Source organism: Tropicibacter alexandrii (assembly GCF_003667315.2).
In the GTDB taxonomy this organism is placed as follows: domain Bacteria; phylum Pseudomonadota; class Alphaproteobacteria; order Rhodobacterales; family Rhodobacteraceae; genus Tropicibacter; species Tropicibacter alexandrii.
The window spans coordinates 56,638-69,496 of record NZ_RCTZ02000001.1 but is presented as its reverse complement, the minus strand read 5'-3'; the positions used below and the strand labels follow the sequence as shown (position 1 = coordinate 69,496).

The window sequence follows — 12,859 nt, the reverse complement described above, 5'->3', positions numbered from 1 at the left end:
GCCAAGACCAAGGAAACGCGAGCATGAAACAGCCTCTCAACCCCTCTTACCCGGTGCTGCCCCTGCGCGACATCGTGGTGTTCCCGCACATGATCGTGCCCCTTTTCGTGGGCCGCGAGAAATCCGTGCGCGCCCTCGAGGAGGTGATGAACGACGACAAACAGATCCTGCTGGCCAGCCAGATCGACCCGTCCGTGGACGATCCGGACACCGGCGGCATCTACAAGGCCGGTGTGCTGGCCAACGTGCTGCAACTGCTGAAGCTGCCCGATGGCACCGTCAAGGTGCTGGTCGAGGGGCAAAGCCGTGTGCGCATCAGCGAATACCTGCCCAATGACCGCTTCTTCGAGGCGAAGGCCGAGTATCTGACCGAGATGCCCGGCGATCAAGCCGCGATCGAGGCGCTTGTCCACACCGTGGCCGAGGAATTCGAACGCTACGCCAAGGTCAAGAAGAACATCCCCGAAGAGGCGCTGTCTGCCGTGGGCGAGGCGACCGAGCCCGCGCAACTGGCCGACCTCGTGGCCGGGCATCTGGGCATCGAAGTGCCGCAAAAGCAGGACCTGCTTGAGACGCTCAGCATCAGCGAGCGGCTGGAGAAGGTCTATGGCCTGATGCAGGGCGAGATGTCGGTTCTTCAGGTCGAGAAAAAGATCAAGACCCGCGTCAAGACCCAGATGGAGAAGACGCAGCGCGAGTATTACCTGAATGAGCAGATGAAGGCCATTCAGAAGGAACTTGGCGATGGCGAGGATGGCGAGGGCGAAATCGCCGAGCTTGAGGAAAAGATCGCCGAGACCAAGCTGTCGAAAGAGGCCAAGGAAAAGGCCGAGGCCGAGCTGAAGAAGCTCAAGAACATGTCACCCATGTCGGCCGAGGCCACCGTGGTGCGCAACTATCTCGACTGGATGCTGTCGATCCCGTGGGGCACCAAGTCCCGCGTCAAGAAGGACCTGAATAAGGCGCAGGAGATCCTCGATCACGATCACTACAGCCTCGACAAGGTCAAGGAACGCATCGTCGAATACCTTGCCGTGCAGGCGCGCTCGGCCAAGCTGAAGGGGCCGATCCTGTGCCTCGTTGGCCCTCCGGGCGTGGGCAAGACCTCGCTGGGCAAGTCGATGGCCAAGGCCACGGGGCGCGAATTCATCCGCATCAGCCTTGGCGGCGTGCGTGACGAGTCCGAAATTCGCGGCCACCGCCGGACCTATATCGGTTCGATGCCGGGCAAGATCATCCAGTCGCTGAAAAAGGCGAAGACCACGAACCCGCTCATCCTGCTCGACGAGATCGACAAGATGGGGCAGGACTTTCGTGGCGACCCGGCTTCGGCCATGCTGGAGGTTCTGGATCCGGAACAGAACTCGACCTTCGTGGACCACTATCTTGAGGTGGAATACGACCTCAGCAACGTGATGTTCGTGACGACCTCGAACAGCTACAACATGCCCGGGCCGTTGCTCGACCGGATGGAGATCATTCCGCTGTCGGGCTACACCGAGGATGAGAAGCTGGAGATCGCCAAGCGGCACCTCGTCGGCAAGCAGGTCAAGAACCACGGCCTGAAGAAGGGCGAGTTCAAGGTCACCGACGAGGCCCTGACCGATGTGATCCGCTACTACACCCGCGAGGCGGGCGTTCGGAACCTCGAACGCGACATCGCCAAGCTGGCGCGGAAAGCCGTGACCAAGATCGTCAAGGGTGAGGACAAGCAGGTCGAAGTGACGCCCGAGAACCTCGACGACTTCCTTGGCGTGAAAAAGCACCGCTACGGTCTGGCCGAGGACGAGAACCAGGTCGGTGTCGTGACCGGGCTGGCCTATACCTCGGTCGGCGGCGATCTGCTGCATATCGAGGCGCTGCGCCTGCCGGGCAAGGGTCGGATGAAGACCACCGGCAAGCTCGGCGACGTCATGAAGGAGTCGATCGACGCGGCCTCGTCCTATGTGCGCTCCATCGCGCCGCAGATCGGGGTCAAGCCGCCACGCTTTGACCGGATGGACATCCACGTGCACGTGCCCGATGGCGCGACGCCCAAGGATGGCCCTTCGGCGGGTCTGGCCATGGTCACGGCCATCGTGTCGGTCCTGACCGGGCTGCCGGTGCGCAAGGACATCGCCATGACCGGCGAGGTCACCCTGCGGGGCAACGCGTCTGCCATCGGCGGGCTCAAGGAAAAGCTGCTGGCGGCGCTGCGCGGCGGGATCACCACCGTTCTCATCCCTGAAGAGAACGAAAAGGATCTGGCCGAACTGCCCGACAACGTGAAGGAGGGGCTGAAGATCATCCCCGTCAAGCACGTCTCGGAGGTGCTGGAACTGGCCCTTGTCGGCAAGCCCGAGCCCATCGAATGGGACGAAGAGGCAGAGGAAGCCGCCGCCGCCGCGGCAGCAGCCAAACGGGACGGGGCAGAGGCCAGCGCCACCGCGCATTAAGGCCTTGCCGACAAAAGGCCCTTTGCCCAAAAAACAGGCGCCGCGTTCCCAAGGGAGCGCGGCGCTTTTTCATTCCGGGCAAACGTGCCTCGCTGGACTTTGTTCAGCCGACGCTTGGCGCCGGTCCCATGGCCCGCGACGGCGTTGGCTTATTGCGAGGCGGCAGCCCCGAAAACGACCAGCGTGGTCAGCAGCAGCACGGTCATCGCCGACGGGGCCGAGCTTGCGGCGGCGTCTTGCACGATGACGGGCGGCTCCACGTTCAGGTCCGGATAGCCGCCGGCAAGCGCCGGGCTGCTCAGAACGGAAATGCATGCGGCAGCAGCAATCTTTTTCATTTATGTCCCCAGTTTTGTTTGATGCAGCACAATTTTTGCCGGAAATCCGGGGGAGTCAAGCAAGTGGCTGGAAATCTGTCGCGTTTTGGTTTACGCAAGAGGTCAGGTGAAAACACCACGCCGCGTTCAACAGACGGCACATCGAGGCAAAAGCAGAGGCAAGCCATGGCTACCGCACCCAAGACGACGCGCCGGACCGGCACGTCGACCCGTACCACATCCCCCCGCAAACCTGCGCGCAAGAGCAGCACGCCGAGCGAAGCCGATCTGGTCTTGGCCGAGGCACTGGCCGAGGCGGCGCTTGCAGAACCGGTGACGGAGACCGCAGAACCCGAGACCCCCGAGGCACCGGCTCCGGTCGAGTTTCTCGAAATCGAAGACCAGCCGGAATTGAAGAAGCGCGAGCTGGTCGATCTGGCGGTCGAGCGCAGCGGCGTCAAGAAACGCGACGCCAAGCCCGCCATCGAGGCCGCGCTGGCCATCTTGGGCGAGGCGCTGTCCGAGGGGCGCGAACTGAACCTGCGCCCCTTCGGCAAGCTCAAGGTGACGCGCATGAAAAAGGGCGATCACGGCCAGATCATCAACGCCCGCGTGCGTCAGCCGCAGGAAGATGAAAATTCTGGCGACGACCCTCTTGCACACGCCGCAGAGTGAGTCTAGAAGCCGCTCCACCGGGTGATTAGCTCAGTGGTAGAGCGCTTCGTTCACATCGAAGATGTCAGGGGTTCAAATCCCTTATCACCCACCAGAATTCCCGCAAGGCGCGCCCACCATGGCGCGCCTTGTTTGCTTTTGGCGGGGCCCGTTTGGGTGATCCGGATCGGATGAAATCCGGTCCAAAGCGACTTGCCAGCGGCGCGCGGCTCGGCTAAATGGACCGCCACGGGTGATTAGCTCAGTTGGTAGAGCGCTTCGTTTACACCGAAGATGTCGGGGGTTCGAGTCCCTCATCACCCACCAAGATCAATCACTTAGCCGATGCATCTTCGTCGCGGGTCCCAATCCGGCCCGGGCGGTTCGCAACGTCTGGAAGACGCATCACCGTTTCCATGTTCCGATGCCCGGCCTGCCGCGCCGCGCACCTATCTGTTGATACCGGTCGCGCCCGGCTTAGTTCCTGAGCATGAAACGCTGTCTCATCCTCATCTACCTGATCCTTGCGGCCTGCGGGCGCGGCGTGCCCGACGATGCGCGGATCGTCGTCGCCGGGGACTCGGTCATGGCATGGAACCGGATCGCTGGGGCCTCGGTCGCGGATGTGCTGGCGGATCGTCTGGGCGAGCCGGTGGGCGACGTGTCGCTGCCGCTTGCGCAACTGACTGGCGGGCGCGGACCGCTGAATATCCCGGCACAGCTGCGCGGGGTGCAGGCGCCTTGGATCGTGCTGAACGGTGGGGCCAATGACCTGAGCGACGCTTGCGATTGCTCCGATTGCGGGCCGGTGGTGGACCGGCTGATCTCGGAGGATGGCCGGCAAGGCGCGATCCCCGCGCTGGTGGCCGATCTGCGCAGCCGGGGCGCGCGGGTGGTCTGGGCCGATTACTACACCTCGCCGCGCTATGCGGGTGGGCCATGCGAACGACCCTACCAGATCCTCGAACAGCGGCTGGGCCGGATGGCGGACGCGGATGACGGCGTCACGCTGGTCGACATGGACGACGTGTTCACGCCCGACGATGCGTCGCTGTTTGCCGCAGACCGCATCCACCCGTCACCGCGTGGCTCGGCGCGCATCGCCGACCTGATCGTCCCGGCTCTTGTGCGCTGAACCGGTCGGACCACCCCTTGGGTGATCCGTCCGCAATGGCGCAACTTAGGCGACGGCCTGTAGGGTCAGGGCTTCGGCCGCCTCCGTCAACTTGGCCAAGATGGCGGGATCGGTGACGCGCCCGGATGTCAGATCAAAGACCTGATGAAAGCTGCCGATGGACACCGCTGCCTTCACGTCTGCGCCAAAGAACCGGGCCGATCCCTTGGCCTGCGCCAGAACGCTGGCCGCGCCACCGGGGCCGGGGGAGGTCGAAAGATACAAGGCGGGCTTGCCCTGAAACACCCTCTGGTCGAGGCGGCTCGCCCAGTCGAAGAGGTTCTTGTAGGCGGCGGTATAGGATCCGTTATGCTCTGCGAAGGACACGATGATCGCGTCGGCGGTGCCGATCCGGTCAAGGAACCTTTTGGCGGCGGGCGGGATGCCGATCTCTGTCTCAAGATCCACGCTGTAGAGCGGCAGGTCGAAATCGCGCAGGTCGAGGATCTCGATCTCGGCGCGCGGGACCAGCGTGGCGGCAAATTCCGCCAGCGCCTTGTTGATCGAGGTCGCGGAATTGCTTGCGGCGAAGGCGAGGATTTTCATGGTGGGTCTCCGGGTCAGGGGAAGGGGTTGCGTGGGGGGCAGCTGCGCGGCGGTTCAGTCGAGCGTGCCGAGTTCGCCCGCGGCATGGGCGGCGATCACCCAAGCCAGCTGGTCCGCATCGCGCATGGCATAGGGACCTTTCTGCACGAAGGGTTCACGCAGAGGCTGCCCGCCCAGCAGGACAGCCTGACCGCCATGGCCGCTGTGCAGGCGGATATCCGTCGCCCCATGCGTCGCCAGCGCCATGTCATGGCCCAGCCGGTGGCGGGTTCCGTCGAGCTCGACCTCGACCTCGCCCCGGATCAGGTGTAGCCATGTGGCGTCCTCCGGATCGGCCCGATGGGCGAAGCTTCCGCCCGGATGCAGGGCGATGTCGAGGATGGTCAGCGGCAGGGCAGGCGGGGCGGCACCGATGACGCCGTTGCTGTGGCCGGTCATCACCCGCACCCGGTGGTCGGGGCCTTCGATCAGCGGCATCTCGGCGGCGGGGACGTGGCGCGATGCGGGCGCGTCCAGCTTTTGCTCGGCGGGCAGGTTGACGAAGATCTGCAGCGCGTGGGTGCGCGACCCCGGGGTTGGGGCTTCGTCATGCACGGCACCGCGCGCGGCCTTGAGCCAGTAGAGGTCGCCGGGGGCAAGTTCGATGTCATTGCCCAGCGAATCCCGGTTGCGGAAGGTTCCGGTGCTGTCCTCGAACAGCACGCTCACCGCCGACAACCCGGCATGGGCATGCGGTGCGAAGGTCGGTTCGGTCATGGTGAAGTGATCGACCATGATCAGCGGGTCCATCAGCCCGTCCAATTGGCGATGGACGAAGCTTTGCGCCTCGAAGCCGGTGCCACGGGTCAGCCTTTCGGCATGCTGGATGGCGGTGATCGCCGTTCCGTCCGCTTGGGTCATGTTGCTGCGTTGAATGGTCATATGGGCCTCCTGTGCTGCCTCCGAACTTACGTGTGCAACGATCAGCCGAAAATCCGTGCCTTTCGGAACCCAACGTTCCATAATTGGAACGACACGCCTTGCGGGAGGGGCAAGAACATGGACCTCAACCAAGCGAGCTACCTTGTGCATGTTGTCGAGCAGCAGGGATTTTCGGCGGCGGCCCGGGCTTTGGGCATCCCCAAATCGCGGATCAGCCGTCAGGTGAAGGCGCTCGAAGAGGCGCTTGGCACGCGGCTTTTGAACCGCGATTCACGTAGGCTTGCCCTGACCGAGGCAGGGGCGGCCTATTATCGGCACGCCCGGGCGGCGCTGGACAGCATGCGGGCCGCCGAGGCGGCGGTGCGGCGCGACAGCGGCGTGTTGGAGGGAAGCGTGACCTTGTCCTGTTCGGTCGGGGTGGCGCAGTTCGCGCTCGCCCGGGTTCTGCCCGGCTTTCTGGCCGACCATCCGCGCGTCGTCCTGCGGGTGCAGGCGTCGAACGATTATGCCGACATGATCGGCGATGGCATCGATCTGGCCATCCGGGGGCATGCGAGGCTGCTGCCGGATTCCGGCCTGATCCAGCGGCGCATCGGCGAGGTCGCGTGGCACCTGTTCGGTTCGCCCGGCCTCGTGCGGGAATTCGGGGCGCAGGCCGCTCCGGCGGACCTCGAAGGGGTGCCGGGCCTTGTCCTTGGCTGGCGCCCGGGTGGCGAGTCGTGGTCGCTTCAGGGACCCGATGGGCGCAGCGCCGAAATTCCGTTCGCGGTGCGTTTGCGCAGCGATGACATGGTCACGCTGAAGCAGGCCGCCGCCGACGGGCTGGGTGTGGTGGCTTTGCCCGCCTATGTCTGCGCCGAGGATGTCGCATCGGGGCGGCTGAGCCGACTTCTGCCCGACTGGACCGCTGGACTGGCCGAGATCAGCCTTTTGATGCATGCAAGGCGGGGCAACCCGCCGCAAGTCGATGCGCTTGCAGCCCACCTTCGCCGGGCCCTGCCGGATGTCATGGGCGGCGGTGCCTGAGCGGCATCCGTCCCGGTCGACCGGGTGTGACGCTGGTCGCACCTGTCAGAACAAAAGCGGTTCGGTGATCTCGGCCTCCTCCTCCTCGGGCGGGTCCTCGATCGCGGTCATGCTGTCCAGCAGATCGTCTGAACTGGCGGTCATGGGCGCGGCGCCCGCGTCGCGCCACAGGGTGCCCTCTGCCGTCACCGCCATTTCGAGGTCATCGCGACCGGTTTCGGTGCCGTCCCCCGAAAGGTGCAGGCGGGTGACCTGATAGACGTGGTCCTCGTCGCTGTCCCATGCGTCGGTGGGCGAGGGGATGAACCAATCCTGAAGGCCGATCTCGCCGCCGCGCAGATCGACCGTGAACAGGTGGGCATCCGGACCCGAGAGCGCATAGCTGGCCTCGGGCGTTGGCTCGGGCGCGGCGTCGCGCCAGTCCAGCCCGGCCTCGGTCACGACCATGCGCAGCGGTACGTCGGTGGCGCTGCCATCCGCTGCGGTCGCAACGCGTGCAAGCTCGTAGGTATGATCGCCATCCGCATCCCACGGATCGTCCAGCGAGGGGCTGAACCAGTCTTGCAGGGCGATCTCTCCGGTGGCCGGGTCCACGGTGAACAACTGCGCGTCCGGCCCGGTCAGCGCATAGGTCACCTCGGTCGGCGGCTGTGCATCCGGCGCGTCCTGCCAGCGGATGCCATCGGTCGAGACCGTCATGGTCCGCGCGCTTTCATCGACCTGCCTGCCATCGGCGTCGAAACCCAGCACGATGACCTCGTACTGGTTGTCCTCGTCGCTGTCCCACGGGTCGGAGGCGTCGGGCGTGAACCAGTCCTGAAAGCGGATCGCACCGGTGTGGGGATCGACCTCGAACAGTTGCGCATCCGGCCCCGTAAGGCCGTAGGTCAGGTCCGGCGCGGGCAGGTCGGCCGGTTGCAGCAGGATCGTGCCGCCCGCGCCAGACAGCAAGGTCCCGGCATCGGTTTGCGCGAGGGTCAGCCCCTCGGGCAGGGCGGACAGGTCCAGCGCGGTGCCATCGAGAAACAGGCTATCCGCAGTCATGTCGAAATCAGCGACCGTGTCCTGCCCGAAGCCACCGTCGAAACGGAAGGCATCGCGCCCGCTGCCACCCCGCAGCAGGTCATTGCCCGCCCCGCCATGCAGCAGGTCGTCGCCGGTTCCGCCTTGTAGCTGGTCGTCGCCCGCGCCACCTGCGAGGGTGTCGGTGCCGTCATGCCCGATCAGGGTATCGTCACCAGCCCCGCCATACAGGAGGTCTTCGGCCCAGGTGCCCTCGATCAGGTCGCTGCCCGACAGGTCGGTCAGTCCGGGATAGACCTCGGCCCCGTCCAGATCCGGTTGCAGGCCGTGCTGGAAATGCGCTCCCGCGCGGTCCTCCCACAGCACCGGCTGCGTTGCGTTGAGGTCGAGGATCGCCTCGGACCGGGGGGTCGCGTCGTCGTGATGGGCGAGCAGGTCATAAGCCCCGCTTTCACCCGGCAGCTTGACATCGCCGTATTGCACGAAGGCGCCGCTGCCGATCTGGAACCAGCTTTCGGCCAAGGCATCAAAGGCCTCGACGATGCGCGCGCCCCGGACGAAGTCCAGCAGCGCCGCCTGAAGGGCGTCGTATTGGGGGATCGGGGCGATGACCGTGTTTCCGGCGGCGTCCACGCCGGTTTCCCACAGGCCGGGGGTTTCATGGATCAGGTGCTGGCCGCCCTCGTACAGGGTCAGGCCAAGGTCCAGCCCCTCGGCGGCGATGCTGTCGGCGATGGCCTGCAGAGTGCCGACGAGATGCGGGACCGATCCGGTGATCGCGATTTCGCCGGTTTCGGGATCGGCGAAATCGGCGTTGCGCCCCATGACGTAATCGGCCAGCCATGTCTGGATGTCGGTGTCGGGGTCGTCGATGGCGGCGCGGAACGCTTCGAGGTCCTGATCCAGCAGGCCACCGCCGAAATACGAGGTCGCGGCCACCGTGTCGAACACCGTGTGCGGTGGCACATAGGCGGGCAGGTCCGACATCTGCGCGCTTTGCCAGAGCGGGGCGAACAGGTACTGCGCCATCACGTCGGCGCTGCCACCAAGCCCGGTATTCAGGCCGATGGTGTTGATGTAATCCAGTTCCGGCGTGTCGGCATAGACCTCCGACACGATCTGCGCGGTTTGCGTGGCAAGGATCATCTGGGCGTTGATCGTAGCGTAATAGGACACGAGCGGCGCGCCACTCCCGTCCAGCACGTATTGCCCGGTCGCGGGGTCGGCCAGATAGGCATCGTCGCCGAACCACTCGACCGCGCGGTCCTGAACAAAGGCGTTCTGGGCAAAGATCGGGTTCCAGACCTCGTTGGAATACTCGAACGTCGGGACCAGCGCCGGGTCGAGCGTGTCCCGCACATAGGTGACCAGCGCGCGTGTACCTGCCGCGTCCAGACCATGCGGAATGGTGAACCACGGATCGGCGCCGATCTGGTTGGCCAGGTGCACCTGTACCTCGATGGGCACGCCGCCTGCCCAACTGGCATCGCTCAGGCGGGGCAGGTCGGCGGCGGTCTCGACCGTCGAGTCGTTGGTCTGCGCCCAGTCCATGAACCGCACCTGCCGGACGTCGTCGACCACCTCCAGCCATTCCGGGTTGAACACGGCGCCCGCGTGAAACAGATCCTCATGTTCGGCGCGCACAAGGCTGATATCGCGCAGATGGGTGGGGTTGGCGGGGTCGTAATTGCCCGGTGCGCCAGTGGCGCCGATGACGATGTCAAAGCCGAAATAGGTCGTGGATGTGCCGGATTCGTCGATCTCTTCGGGTTGGATCGTGAATTCGATCCGACCGTCGCCATCGTCATCGCGAAAGGTCTCGGTCGGGGTGCGGATCTCGATGGCGCCCTGCCCGTGGAATTCCAGCACATAGGTGCCGGACTGGTTCGCCACCAGTTGCGGGTAAAGCAGCGCGCCGGAGGGGTCGGTTTCGGCAAAGCTGCCCCAGTCGAAGTGATAGGTGATCGGCCCGGTATCGGGCACGGTATGCGCCCAGCCGTCCGCGTCGAGATAGTCGCCGAAATACTGCGCGTTCTCGTACCCGAAGAACGGATCGCGCGCGGTCTTCATCAGGTCGATGAAGGGCAGGTTGGTGGTATAGTCCGTCGCTGCGGTCAAACCCAGCGATACCGCCGGATCCGTCAGCCCGATCGTCGATTGAATTGGCAAGACAAGCCCCCGTCGCAAACACCTTTGCGCGCCGGATCGAACCGGCTGCGCGACAGGCCGGCATCTGGCCGCGGGGAAGGCGCAGGGCCACATGGCGTGGCCCGCGCGTCAGCCGGAGGGTCGAAACCTGTCGCGACCGCTGTAACATGCCGTCTCGACTGTCGCCGCAACAATCCTCTAACCTATTTGGAAACAACGTGTTTTCGACAATTTTTCCGAGAATCCCCGGCGCGGGTTCGCATACTGGGTGACGCGGTGTCAGCAAAGTTTCACCGATATGTCACGTCGCCGTTACAGGCCCGGGCAAGACCGGCGCGACACGTTCGAAACCCAGAAAGCTGACCCAATGGCAAAGATCTCCCTTCCGATGGTCTCCATGCTTGCCCTGACCGCTGCCGCGGCACAGGCGCAGGAGATGAACTTCAACCGCGTTTCCAGCTTTGCGACGCCGCTGAACAATGGCGCGCGCGCAGCCGAGGAAAGCTCGGCCGAGATCATCGGTGCGTCTGCCGATGGCATGACGCTGGTCTATACCGACAGCCCGCTTGGCGTCATCGGCCTGATCGACATCACCGACCCGGCCAACCCGCAGCCCAAGGGCAACGTGGATGTGGGCGGCGAGCCGACCTCGGTCACGGTGATCGGCAACACGGCCTTCGTCGCCGTGAACACCTCGGCCTCCTATGTCGAGCCGTCGGGCAAGCTGTTGGCCGTGGATATGGGCAGCCTCGAAATCACCGGCGAATGCGACCTCGGCGGTCAGCCGGATTCGACCGATCATACTGATGCCGGTGACCTGATCGCCGTCGCCATCGAAAACGAGCGCGACGAAGATCTGGGCGATGGCCGCGTCGGCCAAATGCCCGCGGGCTTCATGGTCACCGTCGGTGTCCAGGACGAGGCGCTGGCCTGCGACACGCTCAAGACGATCGACGTGACCGGCCTGACCGAGATCGCCCCCGAAGACCCCGAGCCTGAATTCGTCGACATCAACGGGCTGGGCGAGATCGCCGTGACGCTTCAGGAAAACAACGCCATCGTCATCATCGGTGCCGACGGCACGGTGATGAACCAGTTCTCGGCCGGGGCTGTCGATCTCGACGGCATCGACGCCACCGACGAGCGCGCTGCGCTGCTTTTCACCGAAAGCCAGCCGGGCCGCCTGCGTGAGCCCGATGGCCTGCAATGGATCGACGACAATCACTTCATGATCGCCAACGAGGGCGACATGGACGGTGGCTCGCGCGGGGCGACCGTGTTCCACAAGGATGGCACGCTGGTCTGGGAATCGACCAACGCGTTTGAAACGCCGGTGATTCAGGCGGGCCACTACCCGGACAAGCGGTCGGATGCCAAGGGTGTGGAACCCGAGGGCATGGAGGTCGCCACCTTCGGTGACACCACCTATGCCTTCGTTCTGGGCGAGCGGTCCTCGACGATTTCGGTCTATGACGTGACCGACCCGGCCAACCCGGTCTTCACCCAGTTGCTGCCCTCGGGCATCGCGCCCGAAGGCGCCATCGCCATCCCGGAGCGCAACCTGCTGGCCGTCGCGAACGAGGCCGACCTGATCGAGGATGGCGGCGTGCGCTCGCATGTCATGATCTTCGAATACCAGCAGGCGCCCGCCGCCTATCCGACGCTGACCTCCGAAGGCGCGGATGAGCTGATCGGTTGGGGTGCGATTTCCGGCATGGTTGCCGATCAGGGCCTGATCTACGCGGTCAATGACAGCTTCTACGGCTATCAGCCGCGCATCTTCGTCATCGATCCCAGCCAGACGCCTGCGCGCATCACCCGCGCCATCGACGTCACCCGTGGCGGTCATCCGGCGCAAAAGCTGGACATGGAAGGCATCACCACCGATGGCGAGGGCGGTTTCTGGATCGCCTCCGAAGGCCGCACCGACCGCATGGTGCCGCATGGCCTGTACCATGTGAATGCCAAGGGCGAGATCAAGCAAGAGGTCGCCTTTCCGGCCGAATTGCTGGCCGTCGAAAAGCGGTTCGGCGCCGAGGGCGTGACCCGCGTCGGTGACACGCTGTGGATCGCCATCCAGCGCAACTGGGGCGACGATGCGGGCAATGACGTGAAGCTGGTGGCCTACAACACCGAAACCGGTGACTGGGGCGCGGTGACCTACCCGACCGAAGACCCGGAAACCGGGTGGGTCGGCCTGTCGGAGATCACGGCGCATGAGGGCTACCTGTATATCGTCGAGCGCGACAATCAGATCGGCGCCAATGCCAAGGTCAAGCAACTGACCCGCGTGTCGCTGGACGGCCTGACGCCCGCGCCGCTGGGTGGCGAGCTGCCCATGGTCGAAAAGGAAGTCGTGCGCGACCTGATCCCCGATCTGGCAGCATGGAACGGCTATATCGTCGACAAGGTCGAAGGCTTTGCCATCGACGCGGACGGCAACGGCTGGGTCTCGACCGACAATGACGGTGTCGATGACAGCTCGGGCGAGACGTTCTTCTGGACGATCGGCAAGATGTAAACAGCCCGGTTCTGTCCGGCGCAGGCGCGGCCTCCGAAAGGGGGCCGCGTTTTTTGTTCGGGCGGCCAAGGGTGGTCCCCGCCGGACCGCCCGC

The 12,859-nt window shown here is 64.8% G+C and carries 9 protein-coding genes and 2 tRNA genes; 7 read left to right on the top strand and 4 right to left on the bottom strand.

Translation table 11 applies throughout. The annotated features are described in order from the left end of the window. The first annotated feature begins 23 nt into the window (after positions 1 to 23). Positions 24 to 2,435, top strand: coding sequence for an endopeptidase La (lon, locus tag D8Z78_RS00350; RefSeq protein ID WP_121630039.1), 2,412 nt, complete (start codon positions 24 to 26; stop codon positions 2,433 to 2,435). A 149-nt stretch (positions 2,436 to 2,584) separates the two neighbouring features. On the opposite strand, the gene D8Z78_RS00345 is transcribed toward lon, so the two are convergent. Then, the gene (locus D8Z78_RS00345; RefSeq protein WP_121630040.1) at positions 2,585 to 2,773 is read right to left on the bottom strand and encodes a hypothetical protein; all 189 of its coding nucleotides are present in this window, start codon (positions 2,771 to 2,773) and stop codon (positions 2,585 to 2,587) included. Between the two features lie 165 nt (positions 2,774 to 2,938). Here D8Z78_RS00345 and D8Z78_RS00340 point away from each other — a divergent pair, with 165 nt between their 5' ends. The 4 genes from D8Z78_RS00340 (at position 2,939) to D8Z78_RS00325 (ending at position 4,541) form a co-directional block, all read left to right on the top strand. Next, positions 2,939 to 3,427, top strand: coding sequence for an HU family DNA-binding protein (locus tag D8Z78_RS00340; protein ID WP_121630041.1), 489 nt, complete (start codon positions 2,939 to 2,941; stop codon positions 3,425 to 3,427). Positions 3,428 to 3,446: 19 nt separating this feature from the next. Beyond that, positions 3,447 to 3,521 (top strand) — tRNA-Val (locus D8Z78_RS00335). Between the two features lie 136 nt (positions 3,522 to 3,657). Further along, positions 3,658 to 3,733: transfer RNA gene (locus D8Z78_RS00330), tRNA-Val, on the top strand. A gap of 163 nt (positions 3,734 to 3,896) precedes the next feature. Further along, entirely contained in the window at positions 3,897 to 4,541 is a 645-nt protein-coding gene (locus tag D8Z78_RS00325) for an SGNH/GDSL hydrolase family protein (protein WP_121630042.1), read from the top strand. Between the two features lie 45 nt (positions 4,542 to 4,586). On the opposite strand, the gene D8Z78_RS00320 is transcribed toward D8Z78_RS00325, so the two are convergent. Together D8Z78_RS00320 and D8Z78_RS00315 are read right to left on the bottom strand one after the other, a co-directional pair. Next, positions 4,587 to 5,126, bottom strand: coding sequence for an NADPH-dependent FMN reductase (locus D8Z78_RS00320; RefSeq protein WP_121630043.1), 540 nt, complete (start codon positions 5,124 to 5,126; stop codon positions 4,587 to 4,589). A 54-nt stretch (positions 5,127 to 5,180) separates the two neighbouring features. Continuing rightward, positions 5,181 to 6,047: a pirin family protein gene (locus D8Z78_RS00315; protein ID WP_240671956.1), complete on the bottom strand. Its 867-nt coding sequence runs from the start codon at positions 6,045 to 6,047 to the stop codon at positions 5,181 to 5,183. 117 nt (positions 6,048 to 6,164) lie between these two features. Between D8Z78_RS00315 and D8Z78_RS00310 the strand changes: the two genes are divergently transcribed. Next, positions 6,165 to 7,073, top strand: coding sequence for a LysR substrate-binding domain-containing protein (locus D8Z78_RS00310; protein WP_121630045.1), 909 nt, complete (start codon positions 6,165 to 6,167; stop codon positions 7,071 to 7,073). A 45-nt stretch (positions 7,074 to 7,118) separates the two neighbouring features. Here the strand turns inward: D8Z78_RS00310 and D8Z78_RS25290 are convergent, their stop codons facing one another. Continuing rightward, on the bottom strand, positions 7,119 to 10,265 hold the full coding sequence (locus D8Z78_RS25290; RefSeq protein ID WP_275114967.1) for a calcium-binding protein: 3,147 nt from the start codon (positions 10,263 to 10,265) through the stop codon (positions 7,119 to 7,121). Between the two features lie 367 nt (positions 10,266 to 10,632). Here D8Z78_RS25290 and D8Z78_RS00300 point away from each other — a divergent pair, with 367 nt between their 5' ends. Then, positions 10,633 to 12,765 carry an esterase-like activity of phytase family protein gene (locus D8Z78_RS00300; protein WP_420824296.1) on the top strand — a complete coding sequence of 711 codons (2,133 nt, stop codon included), beginning with the start codon at positions 10,633 to 10,635 and terminating at the stop codon, positions 12,763 to 12,765. The last annotated feature ends 94 nt before the right edge of the window (positions 12,766 to 12,859 follow it).